The 20,614-nt window shown below is 66.4% G+C and carries 15 protein-coding genes and 1 tRNA gene; 4 read left to right on the top strand and 12 right to left on the bottom strand.

Annotated elements, in window-relative coordinates:
* Positions 1–2 precede the first annotated feature (2 nt).
* Together J7I85_RS07945 and J7I85_RS07940 are read right to left on the bottom strand one after the other, a co-directional pair.
* Entirely contained in the window at positions 3–485 is a 483-nt protein-coding gene (locus J7I85_RS07945; protein WP_214849346.1) for an FHA domain-containing protein, read from the bottom strand.
* On the bottom strand, positions 482–1,231 hold the full coding sequence (locus tag J7I85_RS07940; protein ID WP_214849343.1) for a DUF3662 and FHA domain-containing protein: 750 nt from the start codon (positions 1,229–1,231) through the stop codon (positions 482–484). The genes J7I85_RS07945 and J7I85_RS07940 overlap by 4 nt, the downstream gene beginning before the upstream one ends.
* Before the next feature lie 392 nt (positions 1,232–1,623).
* Between J7I85_RS07940 and J7I85_RS07935 the strand changes: the two genes are divergently transcribed.
* Positions 1,624–1,706 (top strand) — tRNA-Leu (locus tag J7I85_RS07935).
* Positions 1,707–1,934: 228 nt separating this feature from the next.
* On the opposite strand, the gene J7I85_RS07930 is transcribed toward J7I85_RS07935, so the two are convergent.
* Entirely contained in the window at positions 1,935–3,290 is a 1,356-nt protein-coding gene (locus J7I85_RS07930) for an MFS transporter (RefSeq protein ID WP_214849340.1), read from the bottom strand.
* Between the two features lie 365 nt (positions 3,291–3,655).
* Between J7I85_RS07930 and J7I85_RS07925 the strand changes: the two genes are divergently transcribed.
* Positions 3,656–4,357, top strand: coding sequence for a LysR substrate-binding domain-containing protein (locus tag J7I85_RS07925; protein ID WP_251024062.1), 702 nt, complete (start codon positions 3,656–3,658; stop codon positions 4,355–4,357).
* 41 nt (positions 4,358–4,398) lie between these two features.
* Here the strand turns inward: J7I85_RS07925 and J7I85_RS07920 are convergent, their stop codons facing one another.
* The gene (locus tag J7I85_RS07920) at positions 4,399–5,094 is read right to left on the bottom strand and encodes a FadR/GntR family transcriptional regulator (protein WP_214849337.1); all 696 of its coding nucleotides are present in this window, start codon (positions 5,092–5,094) and stop codon (positions 4,399–4,401) included.
* 10 nt (positions 5,095–5,104) lie between these two features.
* The gene (locus tag J7I85_RS07915; RefSeq protein ID WP_214849334.1) at positions 5,105–6,232 is read right to left on the bottom strand and encodes a mandelate racemase/muconate lactonizing enzyme family protein; all 1,128 of its coding nucleotides are present in this window, start codon (positions 6,230–6,232) and stop codon (positions 5,105–5,107) included.
* A gap of 146 nt (positions 6,233–6,378) precedes the next feature.
* On the opposite strand from J7I85_RS07915, the gene metH reads away from it, so the two are divergent.
* Positions 6,379–10,029, top strand: coding sequence for a methionine synthase (metH, locus tag J7I85_RS07910; RefSeq protein ID WP_214849331.1), 3,651 nt, complete (start codon positions 6,379–6,381; stop codon positions 10,027–10,029).
* Here the strand turns inward: metH and J7I85_RS07905 are convergent.
* The 7 genes from J7I85_RS07905 to J7I85_RS07875 form a co-directional block, all read right to left on the bottom strand.
* A complete protein-coding gene (locus J7I85_RS07905) occupies positions 10,019–12,913 on the bottom strand; it encodes an ATP-binding cassette domain-containing protein (protein WP_214849323.1) in 2,895 nt (964 codons plus the stop codon). The two genes, metH and J7I85_RS07905, sit on opposite strands and share 11 nt — an antisense overlap.
* Complete coding sequence (locus J7I85_RS07900; RefSeq protein ID WP_214849713.1) at positions 12,910–13,467, bottom strand: hypothetical protein; 558 nt, start codon at positions 13,465–13,467, stop codon at positions 12,910–12,912. The genes J7I85_RS07905 and J7I85_RS07900 overlap by 4 nt, the downstream gene beginning before the upstream one ends.
* Before the next feature lie 86 nt (positions 13,468–13,553).
* Entirely contained in the window at positions 13,554–14,474 is a 921-nt protein-coding gene (locus J7I85_RS07895) for an AEC family transporter (protein WP_214849314.1), read from the bottom strand.
* Positions 14,475–14,543: 69 nt separating this feature from the next.
* Positions 14,544–15,872, bottom strand: a complete 1,329-nt coding sequence (locus J7I85_RS07890) for an enolase C-terminal domain-like protein (RefSeq protein ID WP_214849312.1) — start codon at positions 15,870–15,872, stop codon at positions 14,544–14,546.
* Positions 15,869–17,494 (bottom strand): aldehyde dehydrogenase (NADP(+)), encoded by a 1,626-nt coding sequence (locus J7I85_RS07885; protein ID WP_214849290.1) that lies wholly within the window; start codon positions 17,492–17,494, stop codon positions 15,869–15,871. Before J7I85_RS07885 ends, J7I85_RS07890 begins: the two co-directional genes overlap by 4 nt.
* A gap of 26 nt (positions 17,495–17,520) precedes the next feature.
* Positions 17,521–18,435 carry a 5-dehydro-4-deoxyglucarate dehydratase gene (gene kdgD / locus J7I85_RS07880; RefSeq protein ID WP_214849287.1) on the bottom strand — a complete coding sequence of 305 codons (915 nt, stop codon included), beginning with the start codon at positions 18,433–18,435 and terminating at the stop codon, positions 17,521–17,523.
* Positions 18,436–18,579: 144 nt separating this feature from the next.
* Positions 18,580–19,464, bottom strand: coding sequence for a LysR family transcriptional regulator (locus J7I85_RS07875; protein WP_214849284.1), 885 nt, complete (start codon positions 19,462–19,464; stop codon positions 18,580–18,582).
* A gap of 146 nt (positions 19,465–19,610) precedes the next feature.
* On the opposite strand from J7I85_RS07875, the gene J7I85_RS07870 reads away from it, so the two are divergent.
* Positions 19,611–20,612: a tripartite tricarboxylate transporter substrate binding protein gene (locus tag J7I85_RS07870; RefSeq protein ID WP_214849281.1), complete on the top strand. Its 1,002-nt coding sequence runs from the start codon at positions 19,611–19,613 to the stop codon at positions 20,610–20,612.
* Positions 20,613–20,614: the final 2 nt, after the last annotated feature.

Below are 20,614 nucleotides of genomic sequence, written 5' to 3'. Positions count from 1 at the left end.
GTCTACGGCCTCAATTCAATGACCGTCTTGCCGATTCTCACGGGTACACCAAGGTCCACGGGCAGGGCCCTGGTGAGCTGCTGGTCGGCCAGATAGGTGCCGTTGGTGGAGCCGAGGTCTTCGATGAACCAGCGGCTTCCCTGCGGAAAGAGCCGGGCGTGCCTGCCGGAAGCGTAGTCATCCTCGAGTACCAGTGTGGCCTCCTGCGCGCGTCCCAGCAGGATGGGGCTGGCAGCCAGTGGGACCGTGCGGCCCTTGAGCGGGCCTTCGGTGACGAGCAACTGGCGGGCCTGCTGCTTTGCCGGCGCGGGGGCCGGTTCGGCGAGTTCCGGGTTCTTCCGCACCTGTCGTGCCGTGGGGGCGCCGGTGGCCGCCTTGCGTCCAATCATGAGATCGCGCCGCATGGCGGAGACGATGCTGAAGATGAGAACCCAGAGAAGAAGCAGGAACCCAAAGCGCAGGGCTGTGATAGTCAGTTCGCTCATTGGCGGCCGCCACTGTTGGCGGGCAGGAGGCGGAAGATGATTTTGGTCCGTCCCATCGTGATGGTGGAGCCGTCGGTGAGCTCCATGCTGCCGGCCACTTTGTGTCCATTGACGTAACTGCCGTTGGTGGAGCCCAGGTCGACGGCGGTGGTGGTGCCGCCGTGGGTCTGGATTTCCAGATGCCGGCGGGAGACTCCGGTGTCGTCCACCAGGATGTCAGCCTCTGATGAACGGCCCAGGACGACTGAGGGCGCATTGAGTGAATAGCGCTGTCCGTCGATATCCAGGACAGGCTGCAGGCGGACTGGCTGGCGGCTTGGCGCTGCCGGCACGTTAGCCCGCGGAGCAGCCGGCGCGGCCGGCGCTGAACCGGAGGACTTCTCGGTTTTGGAGGTTATCTCGAAGTCGCCGGCCCGGTGGGATTCGTCCCGGCGGAAAGAAATGCGGACGGGCCCCTGGAGGATGTAGCCCTGGCTGCGGACATGGTTGATCACGACGTCGCAGAGTTCCTCGGCCAGGGGAGTTCCCCATTCCTGGGCGCGCTGAAAATCCTCGTCACTCAGGAGCACGTCGAAGATGTTGGGCACCAAGGTGCGTCCGGCGGCGATGGTGATGGCCTTGTGGTCCACTTCGCGGCGGAGGCGGCTCGCGATTTCCACGGGCTCAACCTGGGCTTTGGAGCCGGTGGAGAAGACGCCGCGGACGGCCTTTTCAATGCCGCGTTCGACCTTGTCCAGCAAACCCATGGTCCTCTCCTTTCCTTGCTGCTGAGGGACAGCACGTCCCGTGGAACTCATTCTGGCGATGCGGTCACAACAAAACACCGTGCCCGCCGGAAGCGGGCCCCTATGTATCCGATACTACTTGCCACGTCTGCGAAAGACCTTAATCCACAACGCGCCGGGAGCCCGATTCGTTCACGTTTCCCCAGCGGATGTGGGAGCGATCACAGGTTGGAACCTTGCCTCCGTGGTGGCATTGGGGGCCTTCGCAACCGTGGCACTGCCGGGAGAATCATGCTGCAAGGCGGCTGCGAAGCCCCGATTAGGAATTTGCGGGGAATGTCCGTTATGCTTGATCTCGCTGCTTTCACGAGGTGCACAACCGGATTCCGGTTGGGCTGAGTGGAAGAAGTTGCGCGCGAGTGGCGGAACGGCAGACGCGCTGGCTTCAGGTGCCAGTGTCCGAAAGGGCGTGGGGGTTCAAATCCCCCCTCGCGCACGCATCAGAACCCCGGGAAATCAATGATTTCCCGGGGTTCTTTCTTGTTTCAGCGGCTGTTAACGGGCAGCCAGCGCGGCGTTGACGAGCTTGGCGAGTTCCGATGCCGCGCTTGCGGTCCCCGTCTTCGAGTGCAGCTTACTCTCTCTTAAAACGCCTCGGGGCGGGTGCCGGAATTCCGACACCCGCCCCGAGGGCTCAGGACACTGACTGGTAACGCTGGACGGCCTACCTCGCTGTTGACGGCTCCAGCCCTGCTGCGCCCGGCGCCGATGCCTTCTCAGCAACGTCTGAGGCTGGTTTCCGCTCCTTGAGGAAGTACACCAGAATTGCTGCCACCGTCGATGCCGCCGCCAGGGCGAAAAGGCCAGGGACCACGCTTCCGGTCTGCTCCTTGATGATGCCGAACCCGAACGGTGCCACGAAACCGCCGAGGTTGCCCAGGGAGTTGATGATGGCGATGGCGGGGGCCAGGACCAGCGGGTGCAGGGTCGACTGCGGGATGGTCCAGAACAGCGGTGATGCGCTCTTGAAGCCCATGGCTGCGACGGCGAGGAACACCAGGGCGAGGACCGGGGAGGCGAGGGCTGCTGCGAGCGTGCCGACGGCGGCCACGAGGAGTGCGGCGACCAGCAGCGGGCGCTTGGATTTTGCCTTGTCCTGCCACTTGGCCGCGAAGTACATGGCGAAAACGGCGCACAACCAGGGGATGGAGGAGAGGAAGCCGACGCTTAGGTCCGTGGTGCCGGGGATCTGCTTGACGATGGTGGGCAGCCAGAACGTGTTCGCGTAGATGGAAAGCTGCACCGAGAAGTAGATGCCGCACAGCAGGAGAATCTGCGGGTTCAGGAGCATCTTCCAGCGGTTGACCTTGCCGCCGTCGGCCTTGGCATGCTGGGCGTCCTCCTGGGCGATCGTTGCGGTCAGAGCCGACTTCTCGACGGCGGTGAGCCACTTGGCGTCCTGGATCTTTGCATCGAGGAAGAAGAACACGGTGATGCCGACGACGACCGAGAGCACTCCCTCGAACCCGAATAGCCACTGCCAGCCGCGCAGGCCCAGGACGTCGTGCAGGCTCAGGAGCAGGCCGGCGATGGGGCCGGACAGGGCGGCTGCCACCGAGGATCCGGCGATGAAAACGGCGGTCGCCTTGCCGCGCTGGCCGGCGGGCACCCAGCGTGCGAAGTAGAAGATGACGGCCGGGAAGAAGCCGGCTTCCGCGGCACCCAGCAGGAACCGCAGAACGTAGAACATTGTCTCGTTCTGAACGAACGCCATCAGGAAGGACACAATGCCCCAGCTGATCATGATCCGGGTCAGCCAGATCTTGGCGCCGTACTTCTCCATCATCACGTTGCTCGGAAGCTCGAATATGGCATACGCGATGAAGAACAGCCCGGCGCCGAAGCCGTAGGCCGCTGCACCGATACCGACGTCAGCCTGCAGATGGTCCTGGGCGTAGCCGATGTTGGACCTGTTCAGCTGGTTGCACACGAGCATGACCAGCATGATGGGCAGCACGCGCCGGAAAAACTTCTTCATGGCCGAAGCCAGATCCGTGACAGCGGTGTCTACAGACTGCATGGGGGAATCCTCTTTGATAGAGCAGCAAGATCACGCTGTGGGGACTACGGGGCAGGCCGTTGTGGTCCTCGCCACAGCACCGTATTAACTGTAAGCAGTAGGTTTCATGCCCGTCCAACACGCATATTGCATGGCGTGATACCCGCAGGGAACTACTGCCCGAGCTTTCCCACCTGGTAGCGGCGCCGGACCCCGATCACAATCAGCTCGATGTCCTCCTCGTACGAGGCGTCCATCATCAGGTCCGCTGCGCCCGGCCTTCCTGGGTGGCAACGTATCCCACGGCCACGCTCATGCCTGCACCGCCGTCAGGACAGAACCTGTGGTGACATAGGAACGCAGGTTGGCGAGGGTCAGTCCCGGCCATGTCGGCCCTGTGTATCAAGACGGACCTGGACGTCCGTCGCGTCTCGTCCGGCCAGGCCGGGACCATCACGGTGGGTTACACGGCGATAGCCGGGCACAGTGCGCTGCCGCTGATGCTGCGCCGTGCAGCGGAGAACATGCCGAGGGTGTCCTTTGTGCTCCGGGAGCTGGTTTCAACGGACCAGATGGACGGGCTCGTGAAGGGGAACGTGGATATCGGCCTGCTGCGCCCCATCGTCGCCCGGCCCGGGGTGGTGTCGCGGCCACTGATGCAGGACCGTCTGGTGGTGGCGCTGCCCGAAGGCAGTTCTCTGCTGGGCAACATGGCGGGGCGCAAGGGTGAGCCGCTGCCGCTCGGATACCTGGACAGGCTGCCGCTGCTCATGTACTCCACCAAGGAGGCCCGCTACTTCCACGACCTGGTGCTCCGGCTGTTCGCCAGCGCGGGCGCGCACGCCAACATCACCCAGTACGCCAGCCAGGTCCCGGCGCTCCTGGCCTTCGTTCAGGCCGGCCTGGGAATGACGCTTGTTCCCGCCTCGGCCATGGCTTTTGCCCCGGCGGGCGTGGAATTCCACGAGATCGACGGGCGGAACGGCGTGCAGGAGCTGAACCGCGTGGAACTGGAGCTCGCATGGAACGAGGAGACGGCCAACCCCGCGGTTCTGAGGCTTCTAGATCTCATTGAGGCGCCTGCTTAGACCTGCTTAGCTCGCGCCCAGCGGGCCGTGATCCGGGGCGCCTATTCGCGTCCGGCCCGGAGCCTGCGCCGCGAGTTGGCCAGGTGATTGCGCATCGCTGCGGAGGCCCCTGCTCCGTCGCTTTCCGCTATGGCGGCAAAGATGGACCCGTGTTCGTGCACAACCTGTTCGAAGTGGTCCCGTATGTAATGCTCAACGCCGGTCATCAGCCGGGTGCGCGGCATGGCGATCATGGTCTGGCCGAGGGAGGCAAGACAGTCCGTATAGAAGGGGTTTCCCGACGCTGCCGCAACGGCCTTGTGAAACTCAAAGTCAGCCTTCATCGCGTGGGCAGGGTGCTCGCCGCTGTCCGTGAACTCGGACAGCGCCTGCCGCATGGCGTTCAGCTGCCGCTCTGTGCGGTTTCCGGCCGCTAGCGCGGCCGCTTCGGTTTCGACTCCGATTCGGAATTCCAGCAGGTGCAGCCGGTCCTCGGCGGTGACCACAGCCCTGGTGGGCTGGCCCGACGTCGGACCCGCCGGGGGCGGGGTCAGCGCAAAGCTGCCCCGCCCACGTTCGGTTTCCACGAGACCCTCTGCCTGGAGCCGCGTGAGCGCGGACCGGACGACGGTCCGGCTGACGCCGAACTCGCCGATGAGGGTGTTCTCGCTCGGAAGCTTCTCACCGGGCTGAATGACGCCGTCGACGATGCGGGTGCGAAGATCGGCGGCGAGGTCCGCGGTCAGGTTCCGGCTCATGGATTCTAGGTTACGCGCCGAATTCCACGGTCTCGGTGGTCCACGCGCGGGCCTGATCGCTGAGGCTGACGCCGAGGCCCGGGCGGTCCGGAACGATCATGCGGCCGTCCTTCGTTTCGAGGCGCTCGTTGAACAGCGGGTCCAGCCAGTCGAAGTGCTCCACCCATGGTTCGCGCGGGTAGGCGGCGGCCAGGTGCAGGTGGATTTCCATCGCGAAGTGCGGTGCCAGGCCCAGGCCGCGTTCGTCCGCGAGGGCAGCCAGGCGGAGGAACTGGGTGATGCCGCCGACGCGCGGGGCGTCGGGCTGGATGATGTCGCAGCCGTTGGCGGCGATGAGGCCCTTGTGCTCGGCCACGGAGGCGAGCATTTCGCCGGTGGCGATGGGGGTGTCCAGGACCTGGGCGAGGTGGGCGTGGCCCTCGAAGTCGTAAGCGTCCAGCGGCTCTTCGATCCAGATGAGGTTGAATTCTTCGAGCTGGCGGCCCATACGGAGTGCGGTGGCGCGGTCCCACTGCTGGTTGGCGTCAACCATGAGGGGCACGTCCCAGCCGATGTGTTCGCGGATGCCCGCCACGCGGCGCAGGTCTTCCTTGCTGTCCGGGAGTCCGACCTTGATCTTGATGCCGCCGATGCCCTCTTCGACGGACTGCGTGGCGCGGGCCTTCACCTCGTCGAGGGTGGCGTTTAGGAAGCCGCCGGAGGTGTTGTAGGTCTGGACGGAGTCGCGGTAGGAGCCCAGCAGCTTGGCCAGGGGCAGGCCGGCGCGCTTGGCCTTGAGGTCGTACAGCGCAATGTCGATGGCGGCGAGGGCCTGGGTGGCGACACCCGAGCGGCCCACGGAGGCGCCGGCCCAGAGCAGCTTGGTGTAGAGCTTGCCGATGTCGTTGGGGTCCTCGCCGATGATCCCTTCGGCAACTTCCTTCGCGTGGGCGTACTGGGCGGGGCCGCCGGCTCGCTTGGAATAGCTGAAGCCGAGGCCGGTGTGGCCCTGTTCCGTGGTGATCTCAGCGAAGAGGAAAACGACCTCAGTCATGGGCTTCTGACGGCCCGTGAACACCTTGGCATCGCTGATCGGGACGGCCAGCGGAAGGCGTGCAGTGGACAATTTGATGTGCCGGATGAGATCGACGGTACTCATGGGTTCTCCTTGGGAAATGGGGGCAACATCGCCCGCACACTCAGGATACAAGTAGCCTACTTGTATTACAAGTAGTGGGTCCACCCGCCGTCGTAGCACATGGAAATACGGCGCACTGTTACGGGCCCCGGCCGTAGTCTGTTTACATGCCTCGTTTTGCGCTTGATATAGACTCCGTCCCCCGTCCCGTTCGCTCCCAGTCGCTTCTGGATGCAGTGAACCACCGGGTCGTCATTGCCGATGGGGCGATGGGCACCATGCTGCAGGACCGGGAACTGTCGCTCGAGAGCGATTTCCAGGGGCTGGAAGGCTGCAACGAGATCCTCAATGACACGCGTCCGGATGTCATCGGGGACATCCACGACGCGTACTATGCGGTGGGAATCGATGCCGTCGAAACCAACACCTTCGGTGCGAACTGGTCAAATCTCTCCGACTACGGCATCGACGACCGCATTGAAGAGCTCGCCCGGAAGGGCGCAGAGATCGCCCGCGAGCGTGCGGAGGCCGCGGAAGCCGCAGACGGACGGATGCGGTGGGTCCTGGGCTCGATGGGGCCTGGCACCAAGCTCCCCAGCCTCGGGCACACCAGCTACGACTACCTCAAGCAGACCTTCGCCCTGCAGGCCGAGGGCCTCATCGCCGGCGGAGCGGATGCCTTCCTCATCGAGACGAGCCAGGACCTCCTGCAGACCAAAGCCGCGGTCAACGGCTGCAAGCAGGCGATCGTGGCCCGCGGCGTCCGGCTCCCGATCTTCGTCGAGGTGACTGTCGAGACCACCGGAACCATGCTGATGGGATCCGAGATCGGCGCGGCGCTCACCGCGCTTGAGCCACTCGGCGTCGACGCCATCGGCCTGAACTGTGCCACCGGGCCGGATGAGATGAGCGAGCACCTGCGGCACCTGTCCAAGCAGTCCTCCGTGGCGATCGCCTGCATGCCCAATGCAGGCCTGCCGGTCCTCACCGCCGACGGTGCGCACTACCCGCTGTCGCCTTCCGAACTCGCCACCTCGCACGAGCAGTTTGTGCGGGAATTCGGCCTGGGCCTCGTGGGCGGATGTTGCGGTACGACGCCGGAACACATGGCCGCCGTCGTCGAACGCCTTGCGCCCTTCCGCAGCAGCGCCGCCGTCACCAGCGGCGGGCGTGGAGCAGACGGCGGCCGCGTTCCCACCGAACGGGAAGCCGGCATCGCCTCCCTCTACCAGCACGTGAATTTCGACCAGGAATCCTCGTACCTCGCCATCGGTGAGCGCACCAACGCCAACGGTTCCAAGGCGTTCCGCCAGGCGATGCTCGAAGAGCGCTGGGATGACTGCGTCGATATCGCCCGCGAGCAAATCCGCGTCGGCGCGCACCTGCTCGATGTGTGCATTGACTACGTGGGGCGCGACGGCGTGGCCGACATCAAGGAAGTCGTCTCGCGTTTCGCTTCGGCCTCCACGCTCCCGCTGGTCATCGACTCCACCGAACCGCCCGTGCTGCAAGCCGGGCTCGAACACATCGGCGGGCGCCCCGTCATCAACTCCGTCAATTACGAGGACGGCGACGGCCCGGACAGCCGTTTCGCGCGCATCATGCCGCTCGTGAAGGAACACGGCACCGCCGTGATCGCCCTGACCATCGACGAGCACGGCCAGGCACGCACCACCGATGGCAAGGTGGCGATTGCCTCGCGCCTCGTCGAGGCCCTGGTGGGTGAATGGGGGATGCGGGTAGAAGACATCATCGTGGACTGCCTGACCTTCCCCATCGCCACCGGCCAGGAAGAGACCCGCCGGGACGGCATCGAAACTATCGAGGCCATCCGCCAGATCACCACTAAGTACCCCGGGATCCACACCACGCTCGGCGTCTCCAACGTGTCCTTTGGCCTGAACCCGGCAGCGCGCATCGCCCTGAACTCGGTGTTCCTGCACGAGGCCGTGCAGGCAGGCCTGTCCAGCGGCATCATCGACGCCGCCAAGATCGTGCCGCTCGCGTCACTGCCGGAGGAGCAGCGCCAGGTGGCGCTGGACCTCGTCTGGGACCGCCGCGAGTACGACGACGACGGCAATGTCACGTACGACCCGCTGGCGAGCATGCTGGACATGTTCGCCGGCGTCGACACCGCGGCGCTCAAGGATCAGCGCGCCGCGGAACTCGCCGCGCTGCCCACCGGGGAACGCCTGCAGCGGCGCATCATCGACGGCGAGGGCAAGGGCCTCGAAGAGGACCTCGACCTCGCACGCAGCGAGGGAATGACCCCGCTGGCCATCATCAACGACCAGCTGCTCGAGGGCATGAAGGTTGTGGGTGAGCGCTTCGGCGCCGGCGAGATGCAGCTGCCGTTCGTGCTGCAGTCCGCCGAGGTCATGAAGAACGCGGTCGCGCTGCTCGAGCCGCACATGGAGAAGTCGGACGCGTCGGGCAAGGGCACCATGGTGATCGCCACCGTGCGCGGCGACGTGCACGACATCGGCAAGAACCTGGTGGACATCATCCTCACCAACAACGGCTACAAGGTGATCAACATCGGCATCAAGCAGCCGATCGCGGACATCATCGCCGCGGCCGAGGAGCACGACGCCGACGTGATCGGCATGTCCGGGCTGTTGGTGAAATCCACCGTGGTGATGAAGGAGAACCTCGCGGAACTGCAGTCCCGGGGGCTCGCGAAGAAGTGGCCCATCATCCTCGGCGGCGCAGCCCTGACCCGCGCCTATGTGGAGCAGGACCTGGCGGGGCAGTTTGAGGGAACCGTCAGGTATGCCAAGGACGCCTTTGAGGGCCTGTCGCTCATGGAACCGCTGGTGCAGGTGGCCCGCGGCGCCGACCCCGCAGAGGTTGGCCTGCCCGCGCTGAAGAAGCGCCTCCATAAGGGAGGCCCGAAGTTCACGGTGACCGAGCCGGAAGCCATGCCCGGCCGTTCCGACGTGGCCGCCGATAACCCCGTGCCTTCGCCGCCGTTCTGGGGCACGCGCATTGTGCGCGGCGTGGCACTCCACGACTACGCGGCGTTGCTCGACGAGCGCGCCACGTTCATGGGGCAGTGGGGGCTTAAGCCCGGCCGCGGTGATGACGGCGCTTCCTACGAGGAACTGGTGGAAGTCGAGGGCCGGCCGCGCCTGCGGTACTGGCTGGACCGCATCCTCGCCGAGGGAATGCTTGATGCGTCCGTCGCGTACGGCTATTTCCCGGTGGTCTCCGAGGGGGAACAGGTGGTGGTGCTGCACCACGGGGAGGATCACGACGGCGTTCTCGGCACCGCGGGACTGCTCGCCCCCGATGGCGGCTCAGGCGGTCCGATCGGCACCGAGCGGCTGCGTTTCGACTTCCCGCGCCAGCGCCGGGACCGGCACCTGTGCCTCGCCGACTTCGTGCGCTCGCGCGAGTCGGGGCAGATCGACGTGCTGCCGGTCCAGCTGGTCACCGCCGGCTCGAAGATCGAAGAGGTGACTTCCGAGCTGTTCAAGGGGAACCACTACCGCGACTATTACGAGCTCAACGGCCTGGTCATGCAGCTCACCGAGGCTCTTGCGGAGTTCTGGCACGCGCGCATCCGCTCAGAGCTGGGCTTCGCAGCCGAGGAGCCGAAGGACAAGGCAGGCTACTTCAAGCTCGATTACCGCGGTGCGCGGTTCTCGCTCGGGTATCCCGCGTGCCCCGACATGGAGGACCGCCGCAAGGTGGTGGAACTGCTGCACCCCGAGCGGATGGGCGTGATCCTGAGCGATGAGCTGATGTTGCACCCCGAACAGTCCACCGACGCGTTCGTGTTCCACCACCCGGAGGCGAAGTACTTCAAGGTGTGAGTTGGCGCCGGTCCCTGGCCCGGGAGGATTGAGTGCGCGCGGCTTGACCGCCGGCGCTTCCGCCCGGGCTGGAGACCGGCTTCACCCGCCGGAGCGCGGCGAGGATGGCCCGCCCCACCACAGTGATTCCGACGATCGTGGTGACGGCACGCAGGGTGTCCCAGCCCGCCGTCGACGTCAAAAGCGAGTAGAGCAGGAAGCTGGAGAGATTGGTGGCCAGCGGTGCTCCGGGCACATAGGAGATGCCGGTGCCGGCCCCTACCGCAAAGGGCCAGAACCACAGATTGGTCAGCAGGCCGAACACGTAGGACGCCACGACGCCGTAGCCGCACAGCATCCATAATTCAGCCCGCCCGCGCACCCGGCGGGGGAGCAGGCCTGCCCCGGCACCCACCCACGCACAGGCGAAAATTTGGAACGGTGACCACGGGCCGATGCCACTCCACAGGGCGCTTGAGACGGCGATGGTGGCTGCGCCGAGGAGCATGCCGAAACGCGCACCAAAGGCCCGGCCGGCCAGGATCAGCAGGATAAAGACTGCCTCCACACCCCCGACGCCGGTGCTGGCCACCCGCACCGCCGAGCCGACGGCTGCCAGGACGCCGAGCAACGCCACCGTGTGTGCGGAGCGGACCGAGCCGTCCAGGGACACGATGATGGCAACGACGGCTAGGGGTGCAATGGCCAGCGCCGCGTACGGGAGTGCGGCGGCGGCATCCTCCGGGAGAGCTGCCGCAAGCAAGGGCCAGCAGAATGCGGCGAGGGCGAGAAGGTTTGCAGCTCCGAGAACTGTGAGCTCCGCAGCCCGTGGCATCCGGACGCGCCGGGCCTTCTCGGCAGCTGGCATGTCCGGCCGCCGGTCCATGAACGGTGGGGCTTTAACAGGTAGCGCTGTTTCGATGGGCTGCGCTGCGGGGGCAGTGGCAGGGGCGGCGGCTTCTGTCCCCATATAGGGCGCGACACCGTCGCGCATTGGGAGGATCCTGGCGCCGAGGCCGTGCGCAAAGTCGAGGTCGTGGGTGGCAAACAGGACAGCGGCGCCGTCGTCCGCCGCTGCCTGCAGCGCCGCTGCGACTGCCGTGCGCGCCGCCGGATCGAGTCCGCGGGTGGGCTCATCGATAAGGAGTACCTGAGGGTGGTCCATGGTCTGCAGCGCGATGGCAAGGATCCTGCGCTCCCCTGCAGAGAGGTCCCGGGGATGTTCGTGTCCACTGGGCATCCGGACGCCGCCCCGCAAACGGGCAAGGCGTGAAACCGCGGGCGCTGGGGGGTTCCGGTCACTGCCCGGGCTGTGCCGGCCTGCGTTGTTCTTTTCTGCGCGCCGCCAAGCACGCGCCTGCCGACGATCCGCCGCGCGGAGCTCTGCTGCGACGGTATCCCTGGTGAAGAGGTCGTCCGAGGCGTCCGGCACAAGGGCGACTCGGCCGCCGTCGACAGTACTTTCACCGAGTATGCCTTCACCGAGGGCGAGTGCCACAAGGAGGGAGGACTTCCCGGCACCGTTCGGGCCCACCAGGGCGACCACTTCACCGCGGTGCAGGGTCAGGGATGCGCTGCGCACGAGCGGCTTGCCCTCTCGGCGCACCGCGAGCTTTGTGGCAGTCAGCACGGGCACGTGCTCCGTTGGCTGTGGCGGCGTCGGGCGGGCAACGACCGGGCGCGAAGGCGCGGATGGCGCAACATCGGGCACCAGGGTGCCGTCGTCGATGGTCCACCACGAGTCGGCAACCGGTACAAGCGATTCCGCCCGGTGCTCTGCCACGATGACGCAGACACCCGCTTCGCGGGCGAGGGCGTTGAGCGCGGCGATGACGCGTCCGCGTGCTGCGGTGTCGAGGTCGGCCAGCGGCTCGTCAACCAGGAGCAGGGCCGGATGCTCCACCACCGCGGCGGCGATGGCTACGAGCGTTGCCTCACCCGCCGAGAGGGTGCTGGGATTCCGGTCCAGCAGCGCCGACACCCCGATACGCTCGGCGACCTCCAGCACCCAGGCCTTGGCGGTACCGGCCGTCATGCCGCGCAGCTCAAGTGCGAGGGAGATTTCGTCCCGGACCCGGGTGGTGGCGAATGCGGCGCGGGGATTCTGCAATACGACGCCGATGAGGCGGGCGGTATCGCGCGGCGGCGTGGTGGCACGGTCCGTTCCGGCGACGCGCAGCGTGCCGGAAACTTCTCCACCGTCAACGTGTGAGAGGAGGCCCGCGATACCTCGCAGGATCGTGGACTTGCCGGAGCCCGTGGGCCCGGTAATGACCGTGATTGACCCGCTCGACGGCGCGAACCCGGCGACGCGCACCTGGGCGTCACCAATGCGGAATTGTGCGTCCCGGACCAGAACCGGTGCTTCGATACCACGGCCGGGTTGGTGTGCTGCCCGGCTCCCGAAGCCGCGAAGCTCCAGGGCCGCGGCAACCCGGCCGGCGTGCTCGAGAGTGCGCTCGAGCACGGGAACAAGGGCGCGGGGTCCGAAGCGTTCGCCCCGCAATCGAAAAGCCAGGCGCACGGAGTTCACGGCGTCCGAGAGCGCCGGGAGCGCCGCCCAAGCCACCACAAGCATCCGGGCTATGCCCTGCATGGGGCCGCCGCGGGCCAGGCGCACGAAGCCGCGGCCCACATCCACGCAGGCGTTGAGCATGCCGAAACCGAGGATCATCCCGGCAATCGGCAGAGCAGACAGGACCGCCTCCCACAGGCCAGGTGCCGTTACGGGACCGAGGAGTACCACATGGGCGTACGGGGCAGGCAACAGCACCGGCGGCATGTTGAGCAGAACCGGGCCACCGGTGCCCGCCCCGTTGAAAAGGATGCGGTAGATGACCCGCGCCGCGATGAATACGACGGCGAGAGCCGCCGCTGCGCGTAACGGCGCGGGTCGGAAGGTCACGCCGCGGGTGTGGCCGGTGCGCCGTCGACCGTGTAGAGCAGTTCCAGGCTCTGTCCCGGGCTCACCTTCAGGGTGGCGAGGCCTTCCTGCGCGTATGCCCAGGGGCCGGAGGCCGGCTTAACCCAGAGCGACCAGTAGGCAAAGGCGGCGGGCATCTTCTTGCATTCTTCCCGGTACGTGCCGCCCTTGTGCGCGATGTCGAAGTCTGCGGCGGGCACGCCGTTCACACGGCACACCAGTTCCTTGGGATAGGCGTCAGTGCCCTCGGTTTTCACCTTTGCCTCGTCGAGCACCTTGGAAGCGAGAGTCGGCGCATCCACAGGGACGCAAACGGAACCATCTGCGGCGGCCTGCTTCAGGGCGCCCGAATCGACGACGACCTTCACACCGGCGCAGGGCTCGGAGGCGGCGCTGGATGAAGCCGTTGCCGGGGAAGCCGGCGCAGAGGTGGATGGCTGGGTGGCGGCCGGTGTGGAACAGGCGGCGAGGGCAAACAGGAGGCCTGCGGCGGCGAGGGAGCTCGCGGCGGCGGTGCGGATCTTAGTCAAAGTCACCAGTCAAGGGTAGGTCGTTGCTTATCCGGATCCGGATGCCGCAGCGTTGTGTGACGTTAGGTGGGGGCAATAAGAATGCCCGCTCCCTACCCGGCGGCCCAGGCAACAACCAGCAGCGCCCCCACGCACAGGATGGTGGTGCAGAGGATCACGTCGCGGGCCACGGTCATGCCCCGGCCATAGGGTGAGGCGAAGAGGAAGACGTTCTGCGCCGTAGGCAGGGCCGCCATGATCACGCTGGCCAGCAGATGCTGCCCCTCCAGGCCAAAGACAAAACGCCCCAACAGCCAGACCATCGCGGGCATGCCGGCGATCTTTAGGAACGTTGCCACGAGGGTCTCTGTCCGGCCGTCATCCTTCTGCAGGGGCGCCCTTCCGGCCAGCGACAGGCCGAAGGCAAGAAGCACCATGGGGACGGCTCCGCCCGCCAGCATGTCGATGGGTTTCTGCAGCAGGTCCGGTTCCTGCCAGCCCGTGAGCGCAACCACGGCGCCGAGCGCCGAGGCAATGATCATGGGGTTGGACAGCGGCTGGAGCAGCACTTTCTTCCACGAAATCCGGGCACCGGAGAAGACTCCCAGGAGCGTGAGGTAGAACGGGGCTAAAACCAGGAGCTGCACCAGCAGCACCGGTGCCACATGCTGGGCGGTTCCGACGGCGTACAGCGAGACCGGAATGCCGATGTTGTTGGCGTTCGCGTAACTGCTGGCCATCGCGCCGACGGCGGTCTCCGCAGCGGGGCGGCGGAAGAACAGGAAGCTGAGCAGCCAGTAAAGAAGCCCCACGGCCGCTGCCGAAAGCAGCGCCAGCGGGGCATCAGTGCCGAGGGCGGCCCGGATGTCCGAGCCGGCCACCACGGTGTAAAGCAGGGCGGGGTTTGTGATGTAGAAGGCTGTGCGGGTCAGCGCACCCTGGACCTCGGGACCCAGAATGCGGAACCTTGCTGCGAGGTAACCGACGGCGATGACTGCCGAAACGATGAGTATTCCGGAGACAACGCCGCCCACTCTTGACCCTTCTATTTATCTGTATGTGCGGAAATCTACTAGCGTTGCCGGAAGGCAGCCGGGAACGGCCTACCGGACCAGGCAGGGACGCTTCGGGTCGAAGGACCAGCCGTCGATGTAGTACTGCATGCCGATGCTGTCGTCGCGGGCATCCAGGCCGTGCTGCAGGTACAGCTGGTGCGCCTGGTCCAGCGCCTCGCGGTCCAGCTCGATGCCCAGTCCGGGCGCGGCCGGAACCTCGATGGCGCCGCCCTTGATCTGCAGCGGGTTCTTGGTGAGGCCCTGCCCGTCCTGCCAGATCCAGTGCGTGTCCAGCGCGGTGATCTCGCCGGGCGCGGCTGCGCCGGTGTGAGTGAACATGGCCAGCGAGATGTCGAAGTGGTTGTTCGAGTGTGAGCCCCAGGTCAGGCCAAACTCGTTGCACAGCTGCGCCACCCGGACAGAACCGTGCATGGTCCAGAAGTGCGGGTCCGCCAGCGGAATGTCCACGGCGTTGCTGCGGATGGCGTGCGCCATTTCGCGCCAGTCCGTGGCGATCATGTTGGTGGCCGTCTTCAGGCCGGTGGCACGGCGGAACTCGGCCATGACCTCGCGCCCGGAGAAGCGGCCCTCGGCGCCGCAGGGGTCCTCGGCGTAGGCCACGACGCCCTGCATCCGCTTGCCCAGCCGGATGGCTTCCTCGAGCAGCCAGCCGCCGTTCGGATCCAGCGTGACGCGGGCGTCCGGGAAGCGCTTGGCCAGTGCGGTGACCACGTCCACTTCGTCGTCGCCGGACAGCACGCCGCCCTTGAGCTTGAAGTCGCTGAAGCCGTAACGTTCCTGCGCGGCCTCCGCCAGGGCGACAACGGCCTCGGGGGTCATTGCCTCCTGGCGGCGCAGTTCTTCCCAGCGGTCCGACGGCGCGTCCTCCACGAGGTACGGAAGATCCGTCCGCTTGTGGTCGCCGACGAAGAACAGGTAGCCGAGCATCGGCACGGACGTGCGCTGCTGGCCGTCGCCCAGCAGTTCGGCCACCGGGACGCCAAGGAACTGGCCGTGCAGGTCCAGCAGTGCGGACTCGACGGCGGTGACAGCGTGGACGGTGGTGCGCAGGTCGAAGGTCTGCAGGCCGCGGCCGCCGGCGTCGCGGTCCGCGAACTCCGCGGCGATCTCGCGCAGCAGCGAGCGGTAGCGGGCCACCGGCCTGCCGGCGATCAGCGCACCGGCTTCCTCGATGGTGGTGCGGATCTTCTCGCCGCCCGGGACCTCGCCGAGGCCTGTCCGGCCGTCGGAGTCGGTCACGATGACCACGTTCCGGGTGAAGAACGGCCCGTGGGCGCCGCTGAGGTTCATCAGCATGCTGTCGTAGCCCGCAACCGGGACTACCTCCACGCGGGCGATTGTCGGCTGGGCGGTCATGCGTTGACCTCCTCTTTCTGTGTCTGAGTGGCGTCAGCGGCGACAACCGTGCCGTCAATCCGGCGGTTCAGCTGCCACGGGTTGGTGTCCTGAAGCGGTACGGGCAGCAGTTCCTGGGGCAGGTTCTGGTAGGCGACCGGGCGGAGGAACCGGTTAATGGCCAGCGTACCCACGGAGGTGGTGCGCGTGTCAGACGTGGCGGGGAAGGGTCCGCCGTGGACCATGGCATGGCCGACTTCGACGCCGGTGGGCCAGCCGTTCACGATGATGCGCCCAACTTTCTGCTCGAGTGCGGGGATCAGGCGTGCCGCCGTCGGGTAGTCCTCTTCGGTGAGCTGCAGGGAAGCGGTGAGCTGCCCCTCGATCCGGTTGGTGGCCTCGATGAGTTCCTCGGCGGAGGAGTAGCGGATCACCAGGGACGCTGCGCCGAAGATTTCCGCGTGCAGCACTTCGTTGCTGATGAAGTCGCGGATTTCCGTGCCGTAGATGGCCGGTGCCGGCGCGTTCTCGGTGGGGCCGGGGGTTCCGGTCCCCACGACCGTCACGTTCTCGGCGGCGCCGAGCGCCTCGGTCCCGGAGTTCCAGGAGCCGGCGATGCCGGCAGTCAGCATCGTCTGGCCGGCACAGGTGGAAACAGCACGTCCGACGGCGGCAGCCAGTTTGTTGCCTGCCTCACCGGCCGGGGCGAACAGCAGGCCGGGGGAGGTGCAGAGCTGGCCGGAGCTGCCGGTGACGGCGGTGACGTACTGCTGTGCCAGGGCGTCAATCTCTTCGGCGGAGCCATTCAGGGCGCCGGGGAAGACGAACACGGGGTTGAGCGAGGACATCTCCGCGTACACGGGGATGGGTTCCGGCCGGGCGGCGGCGGTGCGCATCAGGGCGATTCCGGCGCTCTGCGACCCGGTGAAGCCCACGGCCTTGATGGCCGGGTCTGCCACGAGGGACTGGCCGATGCTGCTGCCCGGGCCGTAGATCAGGGAGAAGACGCCCGGGTGGAGCCCGAGGTCCGCAACGGCCTTGGCGATGGCCTGGCCCACCAGTTCGCTGGTGCCGGGGTGGGCGTTGTGTGCCTTGAAGACCACGGGGCAGCCTGCGGCGAGGGCTGAGGCGGTGTCGCCGCCCGCCGTCGAAAAGGCCAACGGGAAGTTGCTGGCACCGAAGACGGCGACAGGACCGAGCGGGATCTGGCGCTGGCGGATGTCGGCGCGGGGCAGCGGCGTCCGGTCCGGGAGGGCCGGATCGATGCGCACGCCGCGGAAGTCACCCTGGCGGACCACGTTGGCGAAGAGCCGCAGCTGTCCGGTGGTGCGGGCGCGTTCACCCTGCAGACGCGCGGCCGGCAGGCCGGTCTCCTGGCCGGCACGGACTGTCAGTTCGTCGCCGATGGCTTCGATGTTGCCGGCGATGGCTTCCAGGAAGCCGGCGTGCGTCTCGGGGTCGAGCGTGCTGAAGGACGGGTACGCATCGGCTGCGGCGGCGGTCGCTGCCTTCAACTGCTCTTCGGTGAGCAGAGTGTAGGTGGGCTCAAGCTGTTCGTTGGTTGCGGGGTTGAATCCGAAGGCGGTCTTGCCTTCGCCTGCGACTGGCTGCCCTGCGATCAGGGAATGTCCGGTGAGGGTCACGGTGGTTACTCCTAGGAGAGGGTGGATCAGGAGACGGTGGCGATGAGTGCTTTGAGGTCTGCGAGGTCCTGCGGCGCAAGGTTCTGCAGCGGCGGACGGACCCCGCCGGCCGAGCGGCCGATGGCGTCCAGGCCGCCCTTGACGATGGACACGGAGTAGCCCTTGACCCGGTCGCGGATGTCCAGGTACGGGATCACGAAGTCGTTGAGCTTCTGGTTGACGGCGACGCGGTCCTGGTTGCGCACGTCCTGGTAGAAGTCCAGGGCGAACTGCGGGACGAAGTTGTACATGGCGCTGGAGTAGGTGCTCATGCCCAGCTGCAGCAGCGGGAGGGCGAAGGTTTCGGCCGTCGGCAGGCCGCCGAGGTAGAACAGGCGGTCGCCGAGCTTGGCGTAGACGCGGGCGTCATGCTCAAGGTCCCCCACGCCGTCCTTGAACCCGATCAGGTTTTCGTGGCGGTCGGCCAGGGTGGCCACGGTGGTGTCCTTGTAGATGGCGTTGGCGCGGTTGTAGATGATGACGCCGAGGGACGTGGAGCTGCAGACCGCGCTGACGTGCTCGATCAGGCCGCCCTGGTCCGCTTCGGTCAGGTAAGGCGGCAGCAGCAGGATGCCCTCGGCTCCGGCGGCCTCGGCAGCCTTGGCGTTTTCGATGGCCTGGGCGGTGGAGCCGCCGGCGGAAGCCAGAACGGGGACGGTGCTGCCGACTTCCTCGACGGCGGCGCGGACCACGCGGGCCGACTCGGCCGGAGTGAGGGAGAAACCCTCACCCGTTCCACCGGCAGCAAACAGGCCGGCAACGGGGTAGCTGGCCTGCCATGCCAGGTGCTTGCGGTAGTTTTCCTCGTCGAACCGCAGCTCTGCATCGAAGGAGGTCACGGGGAAGGACAGCAGCCCGTCCTTGAGGGTGTTGGCGAGTTCCTGGGGTGAAAGTTTAGCCACGGGATTGTCCTTGGAGTCGGTGCCGGGGGCGGCGGAGGCGGTGTGCTTCCTTTTCAGCCTAGGGACTGGCGCTATGCCTGTCTAAGTGCTTTTTTGTATCTATTGATACCCTCCGCGCATTGAGCTGGCCGGGGCCGGAAGAGCTCAGTTGGCCGCAAACTCCAAGTCGCGCAACAGGCGAACCAGCGCCGGGTTCTTGGCGTCGCGGTTCCAGATGGCATGCAGCTCCACGGGCTCCTCCTCGCCGCTGGCCAGCCGCAGGAAGGAAACCCCACGGATGCCCAGCGCTGTTGCCGAGTGCGGCACGAAAGCCACGCCGCGCTTGGCCGCCACGAGCGAGACCATGGTGAGGATCTGGCTGACCGTGTGGACCACGTTCTCGTGCCGGATATCGTGCAGGCGGACCACGAGGTCGTAGAAGTACCTGGCCTGCGTGGGGGAGTGCATGATGAGCGGCTCGTCCTTGAGATCCTCGTTCTGGATGTCCCGCTTGAGGTCCGCAAGGGGATGCGACGCCGGAACCGCCAGCACCATGGACTCCCGGTACAGCAGATGGGAGTTGAAAACCTCGGTGTCGAAGGGCGGACGCGCGAGGCCGAGATCCAGTTCGCCGGTGAGCAGGCCCTGGATCTGTTCGCCGGTGACCAGTTCCTGGAGGTCGATGTCCACGTCGGGCACGATTGCGCCGATTTCCTCCAGCAGCGGACCCAGGATGCTGAACCCGCTCGCGGCCGTGAAGCCGATACGGAGATGGCCCTGCCGGCCGGAGGCAATGCGCCGTGCCGTCACGGGTGCCCGGCTCGCCAGTGCCATGAGCCTGCGCGCCTCGTCCAGGAACGCCCGTCCGGCGGCGGTCAGCTCAACCCGGCGGTTGTCCCGGTCGAGGAGTTCGGCGCCCACGGTCTTCTCCAGTTTCTGGATCTGGCGGCTGAGCGGCGGCTGGGTCATGTTGAGGCGCTCGGCGGCCCGGCCAAAGTGCAGTTCCTCGGCCACGGCGATGAACCCAGTCAACTGGTCGAAGGTAAACATGATGCTCTCCCGGTATTACTCGATGCATATTTGGGCTTAGACATGCATCATAGCCCCTCCCTACACTCGACCTAGCGAACCGGCAGTGACCCGGTTCACATACCCCCAAGGGCTGAGGCAGCCCGCAGTGCAAACGAGGAGTTTCAATGATGCACTTCCCCACCCGCCGCGCCGTTCTCGGAGCGGCGTCGGCCATCACCCTGCTGGCCATGACCGCATGCGGCAACGTTTCCGGCGGCAGCAGCGATTCGTCGAAGTACCCCAACGGCCCGGTCAACCTCACCGTCGGCCAGGCCCCGGGCGGCAGCACCGACCTCATCGCGCGGGCCATCTCCGAAGGCGCGGCCAAGACCCTCGGCGCCCCGATGCCCGTGGTGAACAAGCCCGGCGCCAACGGCGCACTGGCCAGCAAGGAGGTGGCAGGCAAGCCGGCCGACGGTCAGAACCTGCTGCTGATCAACGCTTCCCTGATCACCATCACGCCGCTGGCCGTGACCCAGGACGAGGCCGTCAACATCGATGACTATGACGTCATCTCCGGCCTGTCCCAGGACGACTACGTCCTGGTTGCCAGCGAAAAGTCCGGCTTCAAGTCCATCAAGGACGTGACCTCTGCAGGCCGCAACGTCACCTACGGCACCACAGGCGTCGGCACCGGCAGCCAGCTCGCCCAGACCGTTCTCTTCAAGCAGGCCAACGTGAAGGGGACCGACGTTCCCTTCGACAGCGGAAAGCCCGCCCTGACCGCCGTCCTGGGCAACCAGGTGGAACTGGCCACGATCCAGCTCGGCGAGGCTATGCCGCAGATCCAGGCCGGCAAGGTGGCCCCGCTGCTGGTCTTCTCGGAGGAGCGCAACTCCTTCCTGCCGGACACGCCCACCGCTAAGGAATCCGGCTATGACGTTCCGGTCGCGCAGTACCGCGCCATCGCCGCTCCCAAGGGAACCCCGCAGGAAGTCAAGGACAAGCTCCTTAGCGCCATCCAGGACACCCTGAAGTCGGACGCGTACAAGGAGTTCAACAAGAAGAACATGCTGACTCCGAAGGAAATCTCCGGCGAGGAAGTAGTCACCCAGTGGAAGGACTACGCAGCCAAGTACAAAGCCCTGGTGGAGAAGTACGACATCAGCCTCGCCGGGAACAAGTGATT

This window comes from Arthrobacter sp. ISL-65 (assembly GCF_018613795.1).
Taxonomy (GTDB): Bacteria; Actinomycetota; Actinomycetes; order Actinomycetales; family Micrococcaceae; genus Arthrobacter.
This window is presented reverse-complemented; position numbering and strand designations above follow the sequence as displayed.

Bases quoted from the DNA above. Each gene is read 5' to 3' on its own strand.
- J7I85_RS07945 (WP_214849346.1), bottom strand. From the start codon at position 485: ATGAGCGAACTGACTATCACAGCCCTGCGCTTTGGGTTCCTGCTTCTT.
- J7I85_RS07940 (WP_214849343.1), bottom strand. From the start codon at position 1,231: ATGGGTTTGCTGGACAAGGTCGAACGCGGCATTGAAAAGGCCGTCCGC.
- J7I85_RS07930 (WP_214849340.1), bottom strand. From the start codon at position 3,290: ATGCAGTCTGTAGACACCGCTGTCACGGATCTGGCTTCGGCCATGAAG.
- J7I85_RS07925 (WP_251024062.1), top strand. From the start codon at position 3,656: ATGTCGGCCCTGTGTATCAAGACGGACCTGGACGTCCGTCGCGTCTCG.
- J7I85_RS07920 (WP_214849337.1), bottom strand. From the start codon at position 5,094: ATGAGCCGGAACCTGACCGCGGACCTCGCCGCCGATCTTCGCACCCGC.
- J7I85_RS07915 (WP_214849334.1), bottom strand. From the start codon at position 6,232: ATGAGTACCGTCGATCTCATCCGGCACATCAAATTGTCCACTGCACGC.
- metH (WP_214849331.1), top strand. From the start codon at position 6,379: ATGCCTCGTTTTGCGCTTGATATAGACTCCGTCCCCCGTCCCGTTCGC.
- J7I85_RS07890 (WP_214849312.1), bottom strand. From the start codon at position 15,872: ATGACCGCCCAGCCGACAATCGCCCGCGTGGAGGTAGTCCCGGTTGCG.
- J7I85_RS07875 (WP_214849284.1), bottom strand. From the start codon at position 19,464: ATGTTTACCTTCGACCAGTTGACTGGGTTCATCGCCGTGGCCGAGGAA.
- J7I85_RS07870 (WP_214849281.1), top strand. From the start codon at position 19,611: ATGATGCACTTCCCCACCCGCCGCGCCGTTCTCGGAGCGGCGTCGGCC.